Origin of the sequence: Burkholderia cepacia (genome assembly GCF_001039005.1) — a bacterium.
Classification (GTDB): Bacteria; Pseudomonadota; Gammaproteobacteria; order Burkholderiales; family Burkholderiaceae; genus Burkholderia; species Burkholderia theae.
The window spans coordinates 258,379-281,142 of the sequence record NZ_LDWR01000055.1; the positions used below are offsets into that span (position 1 = coordinate 258,379).

General features: G+C 65.5%; 17 protein-coding genes. 4 read left to right on the top strand and 13 right to left on the bottom strand.

Translation table 11 applies throughout. The features are described 5' to 3' along the window. Positions 1–162: 162 nt before the first annotated feature. On the bottom strand, positions 163–447 hold the full coding sequence (locus VL15_RS40825; RefSeq protein WP_080970996.1) for an H-NS histone family protein: 285 nt from the start codon (positions 445–447) through the stop codon (positions 163–165). 460 nt (positions 448–907) lie between these two features. Between VL15_RS40825 and VL15_RS43330 the strand changes: the two genes are divergently transcribed. Together VL15_RS43330 and VL15_RS29740 are read left to right on the top strand one after the other, a co-directional pair. Next, complete coding sequence (locus VL15_RS43330; protein WP_230684559.1) at positions 908–1,081, top strand: hypothetical protein; 174 nt, start codon at positions 908–910, stop codon at positions 1,079–1,081. Positions 1,082–1,370: 289 nt separating this feature from the next. Continuing rightward, positions 1,371–2,921 carry a phospholipase D family protein gene (locus VL15_RS29740; protein WP_048250255.1) on the top strand — a complete coding sequence of 517 codons (1,551 nt, stop codon included), beginning with the start codon at positions 1,371–1,373 and terminating at the stop codon, positions 2,919–2,921. Between the two features lie 22 nt (positions 2,922–2,943). On the opposite strand, the gene VL15_RS29745 is transcribed toward VL15_RS29740, so the two are convergent. Then, the gene (locus VL15_RS29745) at positions 2,944–4,410 is read right to left on the bottom strand and encodes a PLP-dependent aminotransferase family protein (RefSeq protein WP_048250256.1); all 1,467 of its coding nucleotides are present in this window, start codon (positions 4,408–4,410) and stop codon (positions 2,944–2,946) included. A 326-nt stretch (positions 4,411–4,736) separates the two neighbouring features. On the opposite strand from VL15_RS29745, the gene VL15_RS29750 reads away from it, so the two are divergent. Next, on the top strand, positions 4,737–5,387 hold the full coding sequence (locus VL15_RS29750; RefSeq protein WP_048250257.1) for a pyridoxamine 5'-phosphate oxidase family protein: 651 nt from the start codon (positions 4,737–4,739) through the stop codon (positions 5,385–5,387). 139 nt (positions 5,388–5,526) lie between these two features. Here the strand turns inward: VL15_RS29750 and VL15_RS29755 are convergent, their stop codons facing one another. From VL15_RS29755 to VL15_RS29785, 7 genes are all read right to left on the bottom strand, one after another. Further along, on the bottom strand, positions 5,527–7,191 hold the full coding sequence (locus tag VL15_RS29755) for a DUF3300 domain-containing protein (protein WP_048250258.1): 1,665 nt from the start codon (positions 7,189–7,191) through the stop codon (positions 5,527–5,529). A gap of 407 nt (positions 7,192–7,598) precedes the next feature. Further along, on the bottom strand, positions 7,599–9,428 hold the full coding sequence (locus tag VL15_RS29760) for a S53 family peptidase (protein WP_048250259.1): 1,830 nt from the start codon (positions 9,426–9,428) through the stop codon (positions 7,599–7,601). Positions 9,429–10,059: 631 nt separating this feature from the next. Continuing rightward, positions 10,060–10,698, bottom strand: a complete 639-nt coding sequence (locus VL15_RS29765; RefSeq protein WP_048250260.1) for a hypothetical protein — start codon at positions 10,696–10,698, stop codon at positions 10,060–10,062. Next, the gene (locus tag VL15_RS29770) at positions 10,695–11,387 is read right to left on the bottom strand and encodes a response regulator (RefSeq protein WP_048250261.1); all 693 of its coding nucleotides are present in this window, start codon (positions 11,385–11,387) and stop codon (positions 10,695–10,697) included. Before VL15_RS29770 ends, VL15_RS29765 begins: the two co-directional genes overlap by 4 nt. Before the next feature lie 101 nt (positions 11,388–11,488). Then, the gene (locus VL15_RS29775) at positions 11,489–12,919 is read right to left on the bottom strand and encodes an efflux transporter outer membrane subunit (RefSeq protein WP_048250262.1); all 1,431 of its coding nucleotides are present in this window, start codon (positions 12,917–12,919) and stop codon (positions 11,489–11,491) included. A gap of 4 nt (positions 12,920–12,923) precedes the next feature. Continuing rightward, positions 12,924–16,067, bottom strand: a complete 3,144-nt coding sequence (locus tag VL15_RS29780; protein ID WP_048250263.1) for a multidrug efflux RND transporter permease subunit — start codon at positions 16,065–16,067, stop codon at positions 12,924–12,926. Positions 16,068–16,087: 20 nt separating this feature from the next. Then, a complete protein-coding gene (locus tag VL15_RS29785; protein ID WP_048250264.1) occupies positions 16,088–17,245 on the bottom strand; it encodes an efflux RND transporter periplasmic adaptor subunit in 1,158 nt (385 codons plus the stop codon). 222 nt (positions 17,246–17,467) lie between these two features. On the opposite strand from VL15_RS29785, the gene VL15_RS29790 reads away from it, so the two are divergent. Then, positions 17,468–18,262: an APH(3')-II family aminoglycoside O-phosphotransferase gene (locus tag VL15_RS29790; RefSeq protein ID WP_080970997.1), complete on the top strand. Its 795-nt coding sequence runs from the start codon at positions 17,468–17,470 to the stop codon at positions 18,260–18,262. A gap of 34 nt (positions 18,263–18,296) precedes the next feature. On the opposite strand, the gene VL15_RS29795 is transcribed toward VL15_RS29790, so the two are convergent. The 4 genes from VL15_RS29795 to VL15_RS29810 form a co-directional block, all read right to left on the bottom strand. Beyond that, a complete protein-coding gene (locus VL15_RS29795; protein WP_080970999.1) occupies positions 18,297–19,148 on the bottom strand; it encodes a D-alanyl-D-alanine carboxypeptidase family protein in 852 nt (283 codons plus the stop codon). A gap of 366 nt (positions 19,149–19,514) precedes the next feature. Then, entirely contained in the window at positions 19,515–20,126 is a 612-nt protein-coding gene (locus tag VL15_RS29800) for an ankyrin repeat domain-containing protein (protein ID WP_048250266.1), read from the bottom strand. A 76-nt stretch (positions 20,127–20,202) separates the two neighbouring features. Further along, positions 20,203–21,738, bottom strand: coding sequence for a catalase (locus VL15_RS29805; protein WP_048250267.1), 1,536 nt, complete (start codon positions 21,736–21,738; stop codon positions 20,203–20,205). Positions 21,739–21,963: 225 nt separating this feature from the next. Continuing rightward, on the bottom strand, positions 21,964–22,764 hold an 801-nt coding region (locus VL15_RS29810), incomplete at its 5' end, for a TolC family protein (protein WP_048250268.1).

The window sequence follows — 22,764 nt, forward strand, 5'->3', positions numbered from 1 at the left end:
ATCGCGAGACGGGCGGAAGACTCCGGCCCGCGCCGTTCCGGCTGTCGACCAGGGCGGGCGAGCGGACTGACCGGGAGGCAACGCTGCGGGACAGGGCTTCAACGACTTAATACGCTTGCCGGATATCGAAATGCGACATCGCTCGGATATCGCATCGATAGTCTATCGGGCAATTAAATAGTTATTGGGATCCTTGTCTTTGAGCCACAAGGGCGTCCTTCCGCGCCCGCACCAGGTTTTACCTGTTTCCGGGTCGCGGAACTTCGGGGTTAATTTAATACCCTTTTTTGCCTTATTTATGCCAAAGACCTCACGCGCGTTGAGCTCGAATTCGATCACGAGGCGCCTCACTTCGTCGAGTACGGCAGCCCGTTCGCTCGATTTCACGGCATTTATCTGCCTTTCCAGTTCGGCGCGTTGCTCGATTAAATCGCGATATCTGGACAAGTTATTCTCCTGTTGCGGTGGTTGTTGCTTTTCAAGCTATCACATGATGTTTTGATGATGATGAATCAAAATTGGACAGTGTGTGGATTTTTGTGTCAGGGGTGGATTTGACGATTGTTCATTATTGAATGGGATTCTTGTGGTAAATGTCGAATCGTGTCGTTGATTGGTTAGCCATGAAACAGAAACGTAAAGGCCGTGCGCCGCGCACGAAAGCGGCACTGCTTCCGTTGCCGGCGGCGCTCGCTCGCAACATATCGATCGAATACCATCTGGCACTCGCCGCGATGCGATCGGGAAACGGCACGCATGACACGATGGTCGCGTTGATGCGTGCGCTCTACATGACGTATTTCATGCTGGAAGCCCCGTCCAGGCCGACGATCTTGCGTTCCTGCTGGATGTCGAGGCAATCCTGCAGAAAAGCATCGAGGCCGCGGCGCAAGGGCAAAGCTGGTTCGTGTCGGACGAGTACCTGACCTTCATCGAACGGCTGCTGCTTCGGTTGGACACCTTGGTCGGTGGTGTGCCGGCGTATCGCTATCTCGAGGCTTGGGCACGGCTGGACTGCTTCGTGAAGTCGTCCGAGGTTTCGCCGCTGCCGGGTAGTCGGCTGCTGCACGCGTGGCAATGAATGTGCGCGACTTTCGTGCGAGAAACGGAAGCTATGCCGTGTCGTGTCGCGGCATGCCGAAAACCCGCGACGGTTTCATGCGTCGCGGGTTTTTCTTTGCTTGAACGCACGTCCGGATCGGGAAAACACGGAGGGGGTGCCGCGCCGTCGGCAATCGAAGTATGCTGTAGCGCGACCGATACGCGCGACTACCGGACATCAGCCGAGCGCGGCGGATAACCGGCCGGCCCCGTGATTCATCCGGCGGCCAGAACAAACAACCTTCGCCCGGGAGTGGGGGGCGTCAAACATGACCATGCTGCGTTCGTGGGGTGCGATTCTTTCGTCGCTGGTGCTCGTTGCGTGCGCCAGCCTTCCGCCGCAGGCCGATCGCGTACCGACGCATGCGTTCACCGACACGGAAAACACGCGGCTGGGCGCCGCGTTCCAGCAGCAGGCCAGCATGCATCCGGGGCAGGACGCGTTTCATGTGCTGGCCGATCCGGTCGACGCGCTGGATGCGCGCGTGCTGCTTGCCGACCGTGCGGACCGGTCGCTGGACCTTCAGTACTACATCTGGCACGACGACCTGACCGGGCATGAACTGGCCGACGCGATCATTCGCGCGGCCGATCGCGGCGTTCGCGTGCGCGTGCTGCTCGACGATCTCGGCACGAACGCGGACGACCGCAAGCTGCTCGAGATCAGTTCGCACCCGAACATCGAGATCCGGCTGTTCAATCCGGTTGCCACACGCCGGTTCAAGAGGATCGGCACGGTGTTCGAGTTCTCGCGCGTCAACCGGCGCATGCACAACAAGGCGATGATCGCGGACAACCAGGCGGCGATCGTCGGCGGCCGCAATATCGGCGACGAATACTTCGGCGCATCGTCGATGCTGGAGTTCGGTGACATCGATGTCGTCGTCCACGGTCCGGCCGTGAGCGTCATCTCGACGGAATTCGACACGTTCTGGAATTCCCCGTACGCGTATCCGATCGACGCACTGGTCGGGCACGAAGCGGCGCCGGGCGGGCTGGATCGCGAACGCGAACGGTTGCGCGACTACCTGAGGGCGATGGAGGACAACCCGTACGTGCTCGAGGCCAGGCAACGGCTCGACCGGATCGTTCACGGGCAGGGCACGGAGCTGTCGTGGGGGCACGCGACGGTGCTGTACGACGATCCGTCGAAGATCGCGCATTCGCCGAAGGACAGCGACGGGCACCTGTTGCCGCAGTTGCGCGCCATCGTATTGCAGCCCGAACATGACCTGCTGATCGTGTCGCCGTATTTCGTGCCGGGCAAGGACTTCGTCGAGCGGCTGCGCGCGTATTCGGCGCGCGGCGTGCGCGTGACGGTACTCACCAATTCACTCGCGTCGACCGACGTGGCGGCCGTGCATGCCGGCTACCGGCGCTATCGAAGCGATCTCGTGGCGGCCGGCGTGCGGCTTTACGAGCGGCGGCCATCGGGCGACAAGAGCATTTCGAAGGACGTCATCATCGGGTCGTCGCGTGCGTCGCTGCATGCGAAGACCTACGTGTTCGACCACAAGCGCATTTTCATCGGGTCGATGAATTTCGACCCGCGCTCGCTGAACCTCAATACCGAGATCGGCGTTTTCTGCGAGAGCCCGGCGATTGCGTCGCAGGTGGCGAACGATCTGGAATCGCGACTCGACCGGATCGCTTGGCGTGTCGAGCCGCGCACCGATCCGGCTGGGCAAGGGCGGCTTAAGTGGATTCAGACCGATTCGGACGGGAAGGTCACCGAGCTTGACCACGAACCGGAAGTGTCGACGGCGCGCCGGATGGAGGTGTGGTTTCTCGGGCTGTTTCCGATCGAATCGCAATTGTGAGCGACGACGTGTCGCGCGACGCTCAGCGCCGCTTGCGTGCGAGCTGCTCGATGACGGCCGCGAACTGCATCGTCGCCGTTTCGATCGTTGTATCGTTCAGCCCGGAATACCCGAGCACGAAGCCGTTGTAGCGGCGGCCGTCGCCGACGCGATAGCTGCTCAGCGGCTGAAGCTGCAAACCCTGCGCGGACGCGGCGCGGGCGATTTCGGTATCGTGCAGCGCAAGCGCGAGATCCGCCGAAAGATGCATGCCGCCCGGGCTGTCCCGAACGCTCAGTGTGGTGCCGAGGTGGCGGGCGAGTGCCGCTTCGAGGCTGCTCCGCCGTTCCGCGTAGAGCGCCCTCATCTTGCGCAGGTGCCGCGCAAAGAGGCCGGTATCGATGAATTCGGCCATCGCGAGTTGATCGGCCGAATGGCCGCGATGGACGAGTTCGCGCAGCGTGCTCGTGAAGCGGTCGACCAGGACCGGCGGCACCACCATGAAGCCGAGCCGAAGGGCGGGAAACATCGTCTTGCTGAACGTGCCGAGATAGCAGACCGGCGCGTCGGCATGCAGGCCCTGGATCGCGGGCAGCGGCTGCCCGCCGTGGCGGAACTCGCTGTCGTAATCGTCCTCGATGATCCACGCGCCGCACGCACGCGCGTGCTCGACGAGCGCCGCTCGTCGCCGGGGGCTCATCAGCGCGCCGAGCGGGTATTGATGCGAGGGCGTCGTATAGATCAGCCGGGGCGGTTGCGTGCGCCACTGTTCGTCGGTCGGCGCCATCCCTTCGTGATCGACGTCGATCGGCACGATATTCAGGCCGGTCGACTGGAATGCGGTCCGGGCGCCGTTATAGCAGGGGTTCTCGAGCCAGCCGAATTCGCCGGGATTCGCCAGCATGCGCGCGCACAATTCGAGGCTGCTTTGCGTGCCGTCGGTGATGAAAACTTGCCCGGTTTCGCAGCGCACACCGCGCGAGACCCGGATGTACGCGGCCACGGCGCGCCGCAATTCGGGCAGCCCTTCGACCGGGCCATACGCGAGCTGGGCAGGCTTGATGACTTTCCACGCGCGCTCGATGCAACGGCGCCACTGCGCAACGGGGAATTCGTCGAGCGAAGGGAGGCCGGGGACGAACGGCAGCATGCGTTCGGGTTCGGGGTGGGCGTTTTCGAGCCCGTGCACACGCTCGGACAGGCGAACCGGGGCCGGGCCGTTTTCGTGCGCGGCGCTCGGACGGCCGCAACCGTCCCATAGCGTGATCGTGCCGTTGCGTGTGGCCGCCACGAAGCCTTCCTCGGCAAGGCGCTCGTATGCATAGACCGCGGAATTGCGCGCGATGCCCAGCTCCGCCGCGAGCACGCGCGTCGACACGAGCCGCGTGCCGGGCGGAATGTGCCCGTCCAGCAGCATGTTGCGCAGGCTCCGGTAGAGGGCTTCCTGCTGGCTGTGCGTTGTCGTGCCGTCCTGTCGGGAAAGCGATGAGATGAGCAGCGCGAAATCCATGGGCTGGTTCTAAAAATTATCCTTGAGCTGGTTCTTTTGAAGATTCGACGCACATCGTATTGTTCACGTTCTCGCGATGCAGGCCGGTACGCGGGTATTTCCGACGATTGTTTCGGCTTGCGGCACGCGCGTATTTTGATCGATTTGGCGAGCGGCTGTCGATGGGTCGATCGAGTGGTCGATCAGGCGTGAATACCGCACGAATCCGATTCGATTCCGGATTCATTCAATTCGCAGTGCAAAGATATGTTCGAGCGGATACCCGCGACTTGCCGGAATGCGGGCAGATCGATGCGCGCAAGGGCGCGCAAACAGGAAAACGAAACATGAACGACCAGACCGTCCTCTCCCCCACATCCCGTACCACCATTCGCCGCCTGCCCGAACTGGCGAATCGCGATCGCGCGATGCTCTACCGCATCGTGGACGACGCGTACGTCTGCCACATCGCGTTCAACGCCGGCGAGGACACGCATTGCATCCCGACCGCGCACTGGAGACGGGGCGACGACCTCTATATCCACGGGTCCAACGGCAGCAGGATGATCAAGGCGCTGTCGGCGGGTGCACAGGCCTCCGTCGCGATCACGTTGCTGGACGGGCTGGTGTTGGCCAAGTCGGCCTTCAGTCATTCGATGAATTATCGATCCGCGGTGATCTACGGGCAGTTCGACGTGGTGGAGGGCAGTGCTGAGAAGCTCGCGGCGCTGGATGCCTTCATGGACAAGATCGCCGCGGGCCGCAGGCATGAAGCGCGGCCGGGCAATGCGAAGGAGATCAACTCGACCAGCGTGCTGCGGATTTCTCTTGCGGAAGCGGCCGTGAAAGTCAGCGACTCGATGCCGTCCGACAAGGAAGAAGATCTGGCGCTCGCTGTCTGGGCGGGGATCCTGCCGCTGAAGACGACGCGCGGCACGCCGATTCATGCCGACGCCAACGTGCCCGTGCCGGACTACGTCCGCAACTGGGCAGATTGAATGGCGCGGCAAGGCCGGGGAAGCGTTGACGAAGCAGGCGGCGCGCTTCGCGCGCGTTACAAAAGGCGCGCATCGCGATAGGCCGCGCCGTCTTCGCACGGCGGCGTGATCCGTGTCGCGCTGCCGTGGTGTGGCGTTGTCACTCCGGGCGGTGTTCGCGTGACTCGTGCTGTGGCGGATGCGATTCCGCAGGGTGCGGATGCGGAGCGGGCGCGTGCTCGGGCGCCGGTTGCCGCGGCTGCGCGGCCGCGTGTTCCTGCGGTTGCGCTTCGTTGCGTGGCTGCGCCTCCTTGTGCTGTTGCTGCTCGGCCTCGTTACGTTGCTGCATTGCTTCGCGCTGTTGTTGCTGCGCCGCGTTGCGTTGCTGCATTTCCTCTCGTTGCTGCTGCTCCTGCCGTGCCGCGTCGTGCTGTTGCGTCTCTTCGCGTTGCTGCTGTGCTTCATTGCGCTGCTGTTGCTGAAGTTGCTGCTGCTGCACGGCCGCGCGATTTTCCTGAGCGGCGCGTTCCTGCTGCATCGCCTGCTGTCGCTCGTCGTGCATCGCGCCGGGCGGGTGCTGCGCCGGTGCGTTGGCATGCGGCTCGTTCGCGCGATGCTGCGCAAAGTCTTCCGGTGCCGGCCGGGCGCCGGGGCGCGCATCGTTCGCGGCGAAGTGCGGCATCGTCATCGGTGCGGGACCCGGGCGTTGCTCCATCGCCTGCCCGCGCATCGGCTCCGCACCCGGCTGCATCGTATTGCGTTCGATCGTCGTGTTGTTGGTGACGTTGCCGCCGTAGTTGTTCGTGATGCGCGTATTGCGGATGTTGGTGATGTTGTTGATCACGGTGGTCGACTTCGTCACGTACGTGGTGTGGTTGTACACCACGGCCGGGCGCTGCCAGCCGCCGTTCCAGCGCGGGCCGTCCGGATGCGGCGCGCCCCAGTTCATGCCCCATGCATGCCAGCCCCAGTCGTGGTGCCCGAAGATCGCGGCGCCGACGGCGATGCCGACGCCGAAGGTGATCACGCCGGCCGCGACGATTTCGCCGGTGCTGTATGCGGGCGGCCGATACGCATAACCGGGGTAGGCCGAAACCGGCTCGCCGTAGACGACGGTCGGGTTGTACGACGGAACGTAGACGACGTCGGGCTGCGCGGACTCGATCTCGATCGCCTGCTCGGGCGGCGGCACGATTGCCGGCCCGGCGTAGACCACGGGCGCGTCGGTGGCCGGCGTATAACCGGCCGGCGCGGCCTGCGCGACTTGCGTGACCCGCATCTGGCCGCCGGAGCGGAGATGCCCGGACGTCTGCGCGCGCTGGCGCATCACCTGTATCGCGTTCATCACGTCGGTCGGATCGTTGTAGTACGCCTGGCCGAGCGACGTGGTCCAGGCCGGGTTCGACGCCATCTGCGCGAGCACCGCGGGGAACGCGGTCAACGCCTTGACGGACGGGTCCCACGGCTGCGTATCGGCGGCGGTCGCGAGCGCCGGCCCCTTCAACGACGGATTCTGCGTCACCCAGGTATTGGCGGCCGTCACCTGGTCCGGATACGTTGCACCCGCCAGCATCAGTGCGACGAGCTTGTCGGGGAACAGCGCGATCGGCGCGACCATCTGATAGAGCTGATCGGCCGTCGGCGACGTGTACGCGACCGGCGTCGACGCGGGCAGCGCCGCGGAGGCCGCGCTCGCGTCGCTGGCCGGTACGGCGGCGTTGCTGTCGCTGTTCTTGTTGCAGGCCGACAGGCCGAGCAGCGACACGATGATCGACGACGCGATCAGCGTTCTGACGGGGCGGTAGTGTGCACGTGCGGTTTTCATGGTGTTGGTTCGGTGTGGTGCGGCGTTGTCGGGCACGCGGGCCGCGCGATCGGCATCAGCACTGTGCCGCGACCGTGTCCGCATGGCGGCTGTCCCGCGACGAATCGATATATTCAGTTAAACGCGCGACACGCACGGAAGTTGTCAGCGGGTTGTGTAACAGTGTGTGTACCTTGCAGTCCGTAAGCGGGTGGGCGCCGGCCGGGTAAGCGATATGAAAGTTGCTTGCGCAACGATTGCAAGGTCGGCGAGCGTATCGTCCCGCCGGATGATGCTCCGCGAGATTGCGTGGAATGCAGAAAACCCGCGACGGCTTTGCAGCCGTCGCGGGTTCTTGTTACGCGGTGGTATGCGGTTCCGGGCGCGCGAAACGGCGCACGCCCGGAACCGGAGCGGTCAGCGGTCCATCAGCGCGCGAAATCCGACGTGCTCTGGATGAAGGCGTTCAGCTTCGAGATGTTCACGCTGCCGAAGCCCGTCGTCGCGTCCCAGCCGGCCTTCGCCTTGTAGCCGTAGGTGCCGCTGCCGTTGTTGCCGGACGTGACGTCGTGCAGCAGCGCCGCGTTGGCCGGGAAGTACTTGTAGATGCTCGATGCCGGGAACCCGAGCGCATTGTTGTTCGCCGACTGCAGCCGTGCCCAGATGCCCGTGAAGATCGGCGCGGCGAGGCTCGTGCCGCCTTCGTTGTTCAGGTAGCCCGAACCCCACAGCGTATCGGACGTCTGGCCGTTCACCACCAGGATCGCGCCGGTGCGCAGGTCGGCGTCGAAGCCGACGTCCGGCAGCGCGCGCTTGGTCGACCCGGTGAGGCTCGACGATTGCCACGACGGCGCGGCCTCGTACTTGCTGTACCCGCCGCCCGTCGACCACACGGTGCCCGGTTGCCAGCTCGGATCGTTCCAGACGATCTCGCTGTTGTACGCGTTGGTCGACGTATTGGTGAACAGCGTCGTGCCGCCCACCGCGATCACGTACGGCGACGTGGCCGGTTCGCTCACCGTGTAGGTCGAGCGCGACGGCGTGCCGCTCGCGCATTCGTATGCGCCGTGGTCGCCGGCGGAGACGGAGAAGGTCTGCCCCTGCGCGACCGCCTGCTTGAAGATGGTGTCGTCGGTGGCCTGCGAGCCGGTGCTGTTCGCGGACGATTCGCACACGCCGAGCGACACGTTGATCACCTTCGCGACGTTGTCGGTCACGGCCTTGTTGTATGCGGCCGTGATCGCCGTGAGCGTCATCGACGGCGCGGCGTAGAACACGACCTGCTTCACGCTGCCGCCGGCCGCGCCGACGATCGACTGGCTGTCGAGATTCCATTCGACGGTGCCGGACGTGTCGGTGTACGAACTGCCCGCCGGGCCGGTCTGCACGATGGTGCTGCTGATCGTGCCGAGGCTGTTGTTCGCGGCGAACGTGTTGAGGTCGCTCACGGTCTGCGAGAGGTCGCCTTCGGAGATGATGCCGACGGTGGTTTGCGACGCGTTCGGCGTGCCGTCGCCGCCGTAGATCGACGAGAATTCGGTCGGGTTGTGCGGCACCGCCGACGCGCCGGCCGGGATCGTCAGGTTGCTGGTGTTGCCCTGCGGCGTGCCGGCCGCGCCGGTATGCATCAGCTCGACGTTCTGCAGGCCGAGCACCGCGCCCACGATGCCGCCGATCGCGTTCGGCACTTGCGCGGCATCGGTATTCGCATAGACGCTGCGGCCGTTGCGCGTGAAGCGCTTGAGCGTCGTGCGGAACGCCGACTTGATGGTCGCCGCGGTGCCGGATGCGGAGACCAGCAGGCGGTTCGGCGCGACCACGATATTCACGAAGCCTTGCTTGCGCAGGTGCGCGACGACGGACGCGACCTGCGCGTCGGTCGGCGCATATTGCGCCGCGAACTGCGCCGGCGTGAGGAACTGCCGGTAGTGCGGCGAGCCGGGCGTATGCAGGTCGTGCAGGTACTGGTCGAGTTGCGCTTCGTTGCGCAGGTTCAGCCCGAGCACGATGTCCACCGATTCGCCGGGCGCCATTTCGATGGCCGCGGCGGCAGCGGCAGCGGTGCTCGCGGCAGGCGCGCCGGCCGCACCGCTTTCGCTCTGCTGCACGAGCGGCAGGAATCCCTTGGTGCGCGTTTCCGTCCAGCCGGCCGCCGGTGCGGCGTGGGCGGCCGCCATGCCGAACGAGGCGGCCGCGGCGGCGCATGCGAGCTTGACGATGCGAATGTGCTTTTGTTTCTTGTCTGCAACCTGATTCATTTGAATTACCCCTCCGGTTGAACATCGAACGGCACAACAACAACGGTCGACAGCGGTGCGGGTCATGCACCGCCGCTTTCTGTCGCACGCGTGCGGATGGCACGGACGCGACAGGGCCTTTCGCCCGATCCGGAAAGATGGTTTTTCTCCGGGGGCGAAATACGGAAATCGCGGTAACGGGAGCGCTGCGCCGCGCTGCGGGGCAGCCGCGCCGGACGAGGCGCGGACGGGATTGCTAGAGCAACAGCTTCGTTGTCCTGCTCATTTGATTCGATCCTTCGGCCCGCTGCCGGATGGCAGCCGTCCAGTGAGATGCATCGGGATATTGCATGCGCCGGCGCGAGAACGACACAGCCGGCGGCGAGCACTTCGGTGCGGCGGAAGCGAAAAAAACGTGGAGCGGAATCGTTTGCGTGGTTGGCAATTCGTTAGATTGCTTGCATCTGACGGTATCAAGAACGAAAGCAGAGTGTCAAACTTTTTTTGATTATATGAAACAAAATTAAATCGAATAAAGCGAAATATTTTTGAAAATATTGATGGCGTTTTGTAATTTTCGAAACCGGTAAAGAAGGTAATGCCGGAGGTGATTCACCGATCACTTCCGATTCGTTCCGTAATCGGCCGATCGTTATCGAGGAAGTGTTCGAATGGCCGGCGTGTCCGGTTGTTCGGCAAGCCGAAGGTCGTCGACGAACCGGAACAGCCCGTCGATACGGTGAAGCAGCGCTTCGCGCGACGCGGCATCGGCATCGGCATCGGCATCGGCGGCGAGATCCTTGATCTCTTCCAGCCGGGTTTCGAGTGCCGCGAGCGGGGCGTGTTTTTCGCTGTCGTCGACGGCGGAAGCGGCGGTCGCATTGAACGAAGTCGTGTGTTTCAGTTGAACGGCCATTGTGTTGAAGTCCTCGATGAATCGCGACATGCCGGTCGAGCAGCCGTCGCGGGAAATCGCGCGCGCCGATGAATCGCCGGCGACGATGCGGCCGGCGCTTTCCGCAACCGAGTCGAGCGACCCGAGCGTGCGGCGCATCAGCCTGAACAGATCGAATGCGGTCGCCAGCAGGCCGACGAACAACACCGTCGCGAGCGCCAGGTAGGTCGACGCATTACCGAGCATCGCGTCGGCCGTTGCGTCGTGCGGCAACGTGTCCGGCTCGCGCAATGCGCCAATGCAGCATGCAACGGTGCAGCCGATCAGCAGCACGACGATCGTGCTCAGGCCGATCGCCTGTCCGATTTGCCGGCCCGGCCTCGCCGGCGGAGTCACTGCGTGCCCCGCAGCCGGTAGCCGACGCCGCGCATCACTTCGGGCATGCCCGGCGCGCCGGCTTGTTCAAGTTTCCTGCGCAGCCGGCTGATGTGGCTGTCGACCGTGCGCTCCAGCGCACTCACGTCGGCCATGCACGCATCGAGCAGTTCGCCGCGCGTGAAGACGCGGCTCGGCGCTCGCGCCATATGCGCGAGCAGCCGGAATTCCGTCAGCGTCAGCGCGATCGGTACCTCGGTGGACTCCGTTCGAACGCGCGTCAGATAACTTTCGGTGTCGATTTCCAGAGTGCCGACACGAAGCATGCGCGCGGTCGGCGGCGTGGCCGACCGGCGCAGGATCGCGCGCAGCCGCGCGACGACCTCGGCCGGGTTGAACGGCTTGACGATGTAGTCGTCCGCGCCGGCATGCAGTGCCTGCAGCCGGTCGAGGTCGCGGTCGAATGCGGTGATCACGACGACGGGCGTATTGCAGCGCCGCCGAAGCTCGGCGAGCACGTCCCAGCCGCTCTTGTGCGGCATCTTCACGTCGAGCAGGATCAGGTCGGGCTTCAGGTGCGGCTGCACGTCGAGCACCGCTTGCCCGTCGGCTACGCGGTAGGTGCGAAAACCGTCGTGCGTCAGATACGCGTCGAGGATGTCCGAAATGTCGGGCTCGTCTTCTGCAATCAGTATCAGGGAATTCGTCATGGGGTTTGCCGTGCGATGTCGAACCATCGGAGCAGCCCGTTGCCGGGTTGAATCGCGCTGTGCCTGCCCGGTGCCGCGAGGGAGGGCACAGCGCCGGTCGTTCAGTTCCGCACCACGCTCGTCGACGGCGCGACGTCCTTTTCCGTCAGGCCGCCGCCGAGCGCCTTGTACAGCGCGACGGCATTGCCGAGTTCGCTGCGACGCAGGTCGAGCAACGCCTGCCGGGCCGCATAGAGCTGCCGCTGCGAATCCAGCAACTCCAGACGCCCCTCGATGCCCGCGCGATAGCGCAGGTTCGACAGGTCGGTGCGGCGCTCGGCCGAGCCGACCACGCGCGTCTGCGCTTCGATCTGGCGGCCGAAGGTTTCGCGCCCGGCCAGGCCGTCGGCCACTTCGCGGAACGCGGCCTGGATCGAGCGCTCGTATTCGGCCACCGCGCTGGACTTGCGCACTTCGGCGAGACGCAGCTCGGCACGCAGCCGGCCGCCCTGGAAGATCGGCACCGTGACCTGCGGCGCGAAGCTCCACACGTTCTGGCCGCCCGCGAACAGGCTGCCCATCGCCGGGCTGAGGAAACCGATCGACGACGTCAGCGACAGGCGCGGAAAGAATGCGGCGCGCGCGGCACCGATATCCGCGTTGGCGGCCACGAGATTCTGTTCGGCCTGCTGGATATCCGGCCGACGGAACAGCAGCTCGGACGGCAGGCCGGCCGGCAGTTGCGTCATCACCGGTTGCTGCTGGAGCGGCAGCGCTTCAGGCAGATCCTTCGACGGCTCGGTGCCGAGCAGCAGGCGCAGCGCGTTGCGCGCTTGCTCGACGGCGCGCGTGCGCGCTTCCAGATCGGCGGTGGCGCTCGCGACCTGGCCTTCGGCCTGCGCGATGTCGACGCCGCTCGCCTGATGCGCTTCCTTCAGGCGCCGCGCGAGATCGAGCGATTGCTGCCAGTCGCCGAGCGTGCGCTCGGACAACTGGCGCTGCTCCTGCGCGAGGCGCTCGGCGAAATACGCGTCAGCCACCGCGCCGACGAGCGAGATCTGCACCGCGCGGCGGCCGTGATCGGTCGCGAGATAGCGCGCGAACGCCGCATCCGACTGCGACTTCACGCGGCCGAACAGGTCGATCTCGAACGCGCTGATGCCGACGTTCACGCCGTACTGGTTCTGCGTCGTTTCGAACAGCGGCGGGTTCGACTGCGGGTCGGCCGCCGTGCGCTGGCGCGTGAAGTTCGCGCCGGCGCCGATGGACGGCAGGCGCGCCGCGCGCTGGATGCCGTACTGCGCTTCGGCGGCCTCGACATTCAGCGCCGCCACGCGCAGGTCGCGATTGTGGTCAAGCGCGATCTCGATCAGGCGCTGGAGGCGGCGGTCGCCGAACATCGTGCGCCAGCCGAGATCGGCTGCGTTGGCTTTGAGGTCGGCCGCCGCGGCGGCCGTGTAGGCCGTCGGCACCGGCATGGCCGGCTTGACCAGCGTTGGCGCGAGCGAGCAGGCCGACAGGGCCAGGATGAGGGGAAGAATAAGCAATCGCATGGCATCAACCTTCTTGTTCGCGATTCGGGGTAGCGGGCTGCTTGCGGGATGCCCGCCATGCGGAGATACGCTCCTGGATACTCATCACGAACACAAAGAAAACAGGGACGAAGAAAACGGCCAGCACGGTGGCGGTCACCATGCCGCCGAACACGCCGGTACCGATCGCGTGCTGCGTCTCGGCGCTCGCGCCGGTCGCGATCATCAGCGGTACGACGCCGAGGCCGAACGCGAGCGAGGTCATCAGGATCGGGCGCAGGCGCAGCTTCGACGCTTGCACGGCGGCTTCGATCAACCCCTTGCCTTCCTCGCGCAACTGCTTCGCGAATTCGACGATCAGGATCGCGTTCTTTGCGGACAGGCCGATCACGGTGATCATCCCGACCTTGAAGAACACGTCGTTCGGCAAGCCGCGCAGCAGCACCGCGCCGACCGCACCGATCAGGCCGAGCGGCACCACCAGCATCACCGACAGCGGAATCGACCAGCTCTCGTACAGTGCGGCCAGCACCAGGAACACGACGATCATCGACAGCACCATCAGCATCGGCGCCTCCGACGCCGACTGGCGTTCCTGCAGTGACTGCCCGGTCCATTCGACCGCGAAACCGGGCGGCAATTGCGCGGCGAGACGCTCCATCTCGGCCATGGCCGCGCCGCTCGACTGGCCGGGTGCGGCGCCGCCCGAAATACGCGCGGACGGGTAGCCCTGGAAGCGCACCATCTGCAGCGGCGTCTCGGTCCAGACCGGGCGAACCATTTCGGACAGCGGGACCATGCCGCCGGCCGCGTTGCGCACGTAGAGCTTCATTACGTTGTCGATTTGCATGCGCGCCGGCGCATCGGCCTGGATGATCACCTGCTGCATGCGGCCCGCGTTCGGAAAGTCATTCACGTAGGTTGAGCCCATCGCGGTCGATAGCGTGTCGCTGAGCGTCGTGAACGACACGCCGAGCGCTTGCGCCTTCGCACGGTCGATCTCCAGGCGCACGCTCGTGCCGGCCGGCAGGCTGTCCGGATACACGCCCGTCACGATCCTGCTTTGCGCGGCCAGTCCGAGCAGCTTCGCTTCAGCCGCCTTGAGCGCGGCCTCGCCCTGGTTGGCGCGGTCTTCGAGGCGCATCGTGAAGCCCGAGCTGTTGCCCATTTCGTCGATCGCCGGCGGCAGCAGGCTCATCACCGCGCCTTCGGTCACACCGGCCATCGCCCGCTGGGCGAGCATGCTTTCCTCGAGCGTCGACGAGCCGCCGCGGTTCTTCCAGTCCTTGAGCACCGCCCAGCTCAGCGCGGCGTTCGAGCCCTGGCCGGAGAAGCCGTAGCCCATCACGGAGATGTTCGACTGGATCGCCGCGCGCGAAGCAAGATGCCTCTCCAGCTTCTTGACTACGTCATGCGTACGCTCGGTGGTTGCGTCCGCAGGCAGCAGGAAGCTGGTCATGAAGTAGCCCTGGTCCTCGTCGGGCAGGAACGACGACGGCAGGTTCTTGAAGCCGAACACCAGCGCGCCCGCGATCGCGACGAACAGCAGCATCACGCGACCCGTGCGGCCGAGCAGACGGCCGACGCGCGTCTCGTACCATTTCGTCAGGCGGTCGAAGCGGCGGTTGAACCAGCCGAAGAAGCCGCGCTTCTCGTGATGGCCCCGTTCGACCGGCTTGAGCATCGTCGCGCACAGGGCCGGCGTGAGCGTCAGCGCGAGCAGCGCCGAGAACAGGATCGACACGGCCATCGACAGCGTGAACTGCTTGTAGATCACGCCGACCGAGCCGCTCGACATGGCCATCGGGATGAACACGGCGGTCAGGACGAGCGTGATGCCGACGATGGCGCCCGTGATTTCCTTCATCGCCTTCGACGTCGCTTCCTTCGGCGACAATCCTTCCTCCGCCATCAGGCGCTCGACGTTCTCTACGACGACGATCGCGTCGTCGACGATGATGCCGATGGCGAGCACCATGCCGAACATCGTCAGCACGTTGATCGAGAAGCCTGTCATCGCCATGATCGTGAACGTACCGAGCATCGCGACGGGTGCGACGATGGCCGGAATAAGCGTGTAGCGTACGTTCTGCAGGAACAAGTACATCACGAGGAACACGAGCACCATCGCCTCGATCAGCGTGTTCAGCACTTTCTCGATCGAGATCTTCACGAACGGCGACGTATCGAACGGAATCGAGTAGGTCATGCCCGACGGCATCGCCTTGCTCAGCTCGGCCATCCGCGTACGCACGGCATCGGCGGTCTTCACCGCATTCGCGCCCGGCGAGAGCAGCACGCCGGCGAGGGTGGCCGGCTTGCCGTTCTCGCGGTTCACGAAGCCGTAACCCTGTGAGCCGAGCTCGATCCGGGCGACGTCGCCGAGCACGACCCTGGAGCCGTCCGCGTTCGCACGCAGTACGACTGCCGCGAATTCTTCCGGTGTCGTGAGCTGGCCCTGGACGGTGAGCGGCACGCTCACGCGCTGGCCCGGCAGCGCGGGCGACGCGCCGAGGCTGCCCGGGGCGATCTGTACGTTCTGCTGGCCGATCGCGGTCGTCAGGTCGCTCATCGACAGGCCGTAGTTGATCAGCTTCTGCGGATTCACCCAGACGCGCATCGCGCGTTCGGAGCCGAACAGCTGCACGCGGCCCACGCCGTCGATCCGGCGCAGTTCCTCGGCCACGCTGCGCGCCATGTAATCGCTGAGCGCGCCTTCGTCGAAGCGGCCGTTGTCGGAACGCAGGCCGACGAGCATCAGGAAGCCGGACGACGCGGATTCCACGATCACGCCGTTCTGCCGCACGACCGACGGCAGACGCGGCTCGATTGTCTTGAGCTTGTTCTGCACGTCGACCTGCGCCATCGCCGGATCGGTGCCGGGCTTGAAGGTCACGGTGATCTGCGCGCTGCCGGACGTGTCGGCCGACGATTCGAAGTAAAGCAGGTTCTTGACGCCGGACAGTTCGCGTTCGATGAGGCTCAGCACACCGTCGTTCATCGTCTGCGGCGTGGAACCGGGGTAGTTTGCGGTAATCGTGACGCTCGGCGGCGCGACCGACGGATAGCGTGCGATCGGCAGTTGCGGGATCGCGATCAGCCCCATCAGGATGATGAAGAGGGCGATCACCCACGCGAACACCGGGCGGCGGATAAAGAATTGAGCCATGATGGAATGCGCTCCCTGATTCAGCGCGCTGCCGCGGTTGTGGCCGCGTCAGGCGATTTCCAGTCGGTCGCGGCGGTCGGTGCGCCGTCGGTCAGGCGTTCCATGCCTTCGACGACGATCTTCTGCCCGGCCAGCAGGCCGGACTTGATGCGATAGCTGCGGTTCGTCAGTTCGCCGATTTCGACAGCCTTCAGATGCGCGGTGCCCTTCGCGTCGAGCACCCAGACCTGCGGTTTGCCGCCAGCGCGCACGACGGCCTGCTGCGGCACTGTCAGCGCGTTCGCGTAGTGCGCGCGCGGAATGCGGGCTCGCACGTACATGCCCGGCAGCAGCTGGCGCTTCGGGTTGTCGACCAGCACGCGCACCAGCACGTCGCCGGTGCCCGGGTCGACGTTGACGCCCGAGAACAGCATGCGGCCCTTCACGTCGTAACGCGTGTCGTCGCCGCGCAATACGTCGACCGGCAGGCCGTTGCCCGAGGCGTCCGGCTGCGACGCGAGCGCGCCGCGCAGCGATTCGAGCGCGCCGGCCGGCTGACGCACGTCCACGTAGACCTGGTCGATCTGCTGGATGCGCGCCATCGGCTGGCTGTCGGTGCTCGACACCAGCGCACCTTCGGTCACGAGCGCCTGGTCGATACGGCCGGCGATCGGCGCTTCCACGGTCGCGAATTTCAGGTCGAGCTGGCGGCGCGCGAGCGTCGCGCGGGCCTGCGCGACGTCGGCGGCGGCCTGGTCGCGTTGCGACACGGCGTCGTCGTACACCTGGCGGCTGATCGCATCGGCTTCGACGAGCGGCTTGAAGCGCGCCGTCTGCACTTTCGCGCGTTCGAGTGCGGCCTGCGCGCGCTGCAGCGACGCGGCGGCCGTATCCATGTCGGCCTTGAACGGTGCCGGATTGATCTGGAACAGCGGCTGGCCCGCGCGCACTTCGGTGCCTTGCTCGAACAGCCGGCGCTGCACGATGCCGCTGACCTGCGGCCGGATCTCGGCGACCCGCACGGCCGCGACGCGGCCCGGCAGGTCTTCGCTCACGTCGAGGCGCACGGCTGCCAGCGTCATCGCCGCAACCGGGGTGGCCGGTGCGGCAGCCTGCTGTTCGGCGGGCCCGCAACCCGCCAGCATGGCCGCCACCAGCGCGCACACGGCGCCGTAGCAGCATCGTTTCTGATTCTTCATAGCGACTCCAGGAATCGCAGGCAGCCCACTGCCTGCTTTGACGGGTCGGAGTGTGCGTCGAATAGTTGGCGTCTTTGATGCGGAAAGATGGAGATTCGATGGAGGGGGCGAAAGGTGTCGAAAAGACGGTGTCAGCGGGCGTCGCCGGGTGCGGCGCTGTAACATTCGCGCGGTGTCGCCGACCTCCCGCATGCGACCCGGTCAACGAGAATCGAGCCCGACGTGAGCGACGACGATAAGTTCTGGAACGACGTGCCGGCGGCCTGGAAGCCCATGCTGGCAGGCTGCCGATGGACGCGGCAGACGGATGGCCAATCGGATGCCGCGGTGTTCCGGCTCGATGCGCGCGACGGATCGCGGCGGTTCGTCAAGACCGAGCCGGCCGGGCCGCTGGGTGAATTGAACGACGAGGCGGCGCGGCTGCGCTGGCTGGATACCTCAGGCCTGCCGGGCGCGCAGGTGCTCGACGTGGTGTCGGCGGCGGGGCGCGAGTGGATGCTGCTGAGTGCCGTGCGCGGTGAAAACCTCGACATGGCGCAGCTCGCGCCGGCCGAGAAGGTGGCGATCATGGCCGACGCGCTGCGTGCGCTGCATCGGCTCGATCCGGCCACGTGCCCGTTCGATCACGGCGCCGCGCATCGCATCGAGCGGGCCCGCGCGCGGATGCATGCGGGGCTCGTCGACGAGGACAACCTCGACGGCACGAATACGGGCGTGCCGCTCGACGCACTGTTCGCGAGGCTTCTCGCGCACCGGCCGTCGACCGAGGACAGGGTCGTCACACACGGCGACGCGTGCCTGCCCAACCTCATGGCCGACAACGGCCGCTTCTCCGGCTTCATCGACTGCGGACGCCTGGGGGTGGCCGATCGTTATCAGGATCTGGCGCTGGCGGCGCGCGATATCGAAGCGGATCTGGGCAGCGAATGGGTCACGCGTTTCTTCACGCGGTACGGGATCGAACACCCCGATCCCGACCGGATCGCGTTCTATCGGCTGCTCGACGAGTTTTTCTGAGTGCGCAGATATTCACGGGCGGCGCGCGAACGCTTTATTGCACCCTTTGCGTAACCACGTGCGCCCCGGAACTGCCGGCGGCAGGCTGGTCGTTGTACGCCGAGAATCCGTAGTTCAGCAGGCTGCCGGCGCCGGCGATCCGGTCGTTCGCCGTGGGCGCCCCGAGCACGACCGCGAATACGCGTCGCGTCATCGGCGGCGATGCTTGCCGGCGCTTCGCGGTGGCCACGATGCAGTAGCCGGCCGCTTGCGTGTGACCGGTCTTCATCCCGTCGACGGAAGGATCCTTCCCGAGCAGCCAGTTCTTGTTGCGCTTGCGGAATGCGCCATACGAGAAATTCTGCTCGGACGAGAAAGTGTAGTACTCCGGAAAATCGTTCGTCAGGCGCAACGCCAGCACCGACAGGTCGCGCGCCGTCGTGGTGTTCCCCTGCGTCGTGATGCCGGATGGCGTCGTGTAGTGCGTGTGGTTCATCCCGAGCTGGTGCGCCATCGCGTTCATCTTCTGCTCGAACCCTTCGGGCGAGCCGCCGATGCGCTTCGCGAGTACCAGTGCCGCGTCGTTCGCGGACGCCGCGATGAGACCCAGGATGAGTTCCTTCACCGGGACATGCTGGCCGGGCACGAGATACATCCTGGCCTCGTCGTTACCGACCGAACCGATGTCGGCCGCCTCGACGGTCAGCTTCTCGTCCCATCGCACGGTGCCGTGCTTGAGCGCATCGAGCACGAGATAGGCCGTCATCAGCTTGGTGAGCGAGGCGGGCTGGCGTTCGGCGTCGGCGTCATGTTCGACGAGCGTCTGGCCCGACTCGCCGTCGACGACGATCCACGATGCGGCGCGGACGTTGGGCGACGGGCTGACGGCGGCATGACCCGTCGACATGGCGATACACGATGCGAAGGCTGCGACGAGCGTCGACAGGCGGAGGCGGAGCGAAGGGTGATGCGACTTCAAGTTGCAACCTGTGTGAGGGTGAGGTGAATTGGCGTGCCGACACTACGCCATGAATCGACACTGGCTTCGGCGGGCTGGCCTCGATGTCGACTGTGACATGGGCGATCATCGTGCTTCATCGGTCCGTATTTTACGAGATATGTGCGCTTCAAGTCGTGGGCTTTTCCGGACACAAGAGCCTCCGCGATGTCGATCGCGGGCGCGAATAGGCGGCCGGTCCGATTGGCGCTGCATGGTCCGGAACGAGGCCATCGAGTGGCAGGCCGATCTGCCTGCCGGCACCGCGTAACCGCGTTACTGCCCGGCGCCGGCGTGCCGCAGCGCATCCGCGGCTTCCGCGTTGTCGTGCGTCAGCGCGAGCCGCAGCAGCGACTGGCCGCGCCGATCGACATGGTTCGGATTCGCGCCATGCGCGACGAGCAGCGGAATCAGTTCAAAGCGATTGAAGAGCGTCGCGAACCCCAGCGCGGTTTCGCCGGCGCCGTTCGTCTGATCGATCGGGCAACGCGTGTCGAGCAGGCGCCGCGCGATGTCGGGTTCATTCTTGAAGAGGGCGCCCATCAGCGCCGTGTTGCCGTGGCGATCGCCGCCGCACGCGTCGGCGCCGGCCGACAGCAGGTAGTCGAGCGCGGCGGGCTGGCCGTCGTAGGACGCGAGTATCACGGCCGTATAACCGTGGCTGTCGGTGGCGTCGACCGGATAACCGGCGTCGCGCAACGCGCGCAGGATGTCGACGCGTCCGACGCGCGCGGCGTCGAACCAGTCGCCGTCGTAGCGGCGCAGCGCGGCCGGATCGGCCTTGCCGTACACCGGTCGATCGGGAAGGTGCGCGCAGCCGGCGATCGCGGCCAGCGCGAGCGCCGTTGCGGTCGCGCGGATTGCGTGCGTGAAGCGTTCTGATCGCATGGGGAGGTCCTGAAGAAGAGATAAGGCCGACGTGCGCGGCGCAACCGCGCACGTCGACCGAGACAGCACCGCGGGATCAGTTCTCGGTCAGCTTCGCCGCGAGCGACTGCACCTGCTGAACGTTTGCGTGGACGGCCTGCGCGAGGCGCGTGCCGTAGTCGGCGTCGGCCTTATAGAAGTACGACAGCATCGCGTACTGGTTGTGCGCGTTCGTCACCTTGCCGAGATCGCCGGACAGCGCGGTGACGAGGTCGTCCCTGTCCTGCTGCGACAGGCCACGGTAGTACTCGCCGGCCTGGCGGAACAGCAGCTTCTTGTGGATCGCTTCCTGCTGCGTCGTTCCGCCTAGCGCCATGCGCACGGACTTGTACTGCGGATCCTGCGTGAGCTCGCGCAGCGTCGACGGCTCGTAGTTCACCTCGCCCTTGCGGTCGCCGGCATTCATCGTGCCGTCCTGGTTGTTGTTGACCACCGGCACGGCAGGGCGGTTGATCGGCAGGTCCATGTAGTTCGCACCGAGCCGGTACATCTGCGTGTCGGCGTACGCGAACAGGCGATCCTGCAACATCCGGTCTTCGGACGGTTCGATGCCCGGCACCAGCCGCGACGGCGCGAACGCCGATTCCTCGGTCGACTGGAAGTAGTTGTCGGGCACGCGATTCAGCGTCATCGTGCCGATCTTGCGTTCCGGTACGCCGGTCCAGACCTTCGTGTCGTCGAGCGCATCGAAGTCGAAGCGGTTCAGGTCCTTCGGCGTGAGCACTTGCACGTACAGATCCCATTTCGGGTAGTCGCCTTGCTTCAGCGCGCCGTACAGGTCGTTCGTCATCATGTTCCAGTCGCGTCCGATCGACGCGGCGATGTCTTGCGGACGCAGGCCGTGCACGCCTTGCTGGCTCTTCCAGTGGAACTTCACGTAGTGCACGTCGCCTTGCGCATTGACGAACTTGAACGCATGCACCGCGAAGCCGTCCATGTGACGATACGAATCGGGCATGCCCGCATCCGTGTAAAGCATCGTCAGCATGTGGGTCGCTTCGGGCGTGTTCGCGAAGAAGTCGAACGCGAGGTTCGGATCCTGCACGCCGGTCACGGCGCTCGGCTTGTTCGCGTGAACGAAGTCGGGGAACTTGATGCCGTCGCGAATGAAGAACACCGGCCAGTTGATGCCGACCATGTCCCAGTTGCCCTGCTGCGTATAGAACTTCACCGTGAAGCCGCGCGGATCGCGTGCCTGCTCGGGCGAACCGCGGTAGCCCATCACGGTGGAGAAGCGCACGAACACCGGCGTGCGGGTGCCCGGTGTGAAGACCTTCGCTTTCGTCAGGTCGGAGATGTCGGCGCTCGGCACGAACTCGCCGAATGCGCCGGTGCCGCGCGCATGCACGACGCGTTCCGGAATGCGCTCGCGATCGAAGCGCTGCAGTTTCTCGATGAGCGCGGAGTCCTGCAGCAGCACGGGGCCGGCAGGGCCGGCCGTCTGCGAATTCTGGTTGTCGCCGACGGGCGCGCCGGTGTCGCGGGTAAGTTCGGCGGCGTACGAAGAAGCGGAGAGCGCAACGCAGATCGCGGCGACTGCGCGTCTCGGCACGCGATGGGAGGATGAGGACATGACGATGGAACTCCTTGAATCCGGTCGGTGGTGGGGAAGCCGACTGAATTAAAAGAGATCGTCAGACGATTGGCTAATTGATATTCGATATGTTTTCGATAGCCGCGGCGTCGATGCGGCGCGGGCCCGTTCGTTGCGGAGGAAACGAACGAGGATTGTTGCGCACGCAATGAGTTGTTGCGCTGCGCGAGACACCGCAATCGTGCATGTATCGCGCCGGCACCGTCAACCCGCGTTCGTCTGCCACCCGAGCCCGAGGCTCTTCTGCAGCGACACGTAGTCCTTGATCAGTTCGGCTTGCCCGGCGATCACGTTCTGCTGCGCGGACAGCGCCTCGCGTTGCGTATCGAGCAGGTCGATCATCGATGCGACGCCCGCGCGATAGCGCTCGTCCATCAGCGACCGGGCATGCACGGCCGACGTCTGCACCTTGGTGAGTGCCACGACGTGCTCGCGCTGGTGCCCGTAGCGCTGCAATGACGTGTTGGCATCCTGTAATGCACCGAGCACCGCCTTCTGATAGTTCGCTTCCGCTTCATCGCGCGACGCTTCGGCCGCGCGTACCGCGCCGCGTGTGCGGCCGAAGTCGAGAATGTTCCATTGCAGGTACGGCGCGCCGACCCAGGTGAAGTTCTGCTTGCGGAACAGATGGCCGGGGTCCGTCGCGCTGAAGCCGAGATCGCCGAGCAGCGTCACCTTCGGGAAATAGTCGGCGACATGCTCGCCGATCTGCGCATTGCTCGACGCGAGCCGGCGTTCGGCCGCGCGAATGTCGGGGCGCTGCTTCAGCAGCGCGGCCGGATCGCCGATCGCGACACTGCCGGGCAACGTCGGCAGCGGGGCGTCCGATGCCGACAGCGCGGCGTCGAGCGCACCCGGCGCGCGGCCCGTCAGGATCGCGAGCCGGTCGAGCGATTCCGTCACCTGCGCGTCGAGCGGGATCAGCGACGCGCGCGTGGTCTCGACCTGCGTCGTCAGGCGTTCGATGTCGACATCGGCCGCGACGCCGCGCGCGCGGCGCTGCTG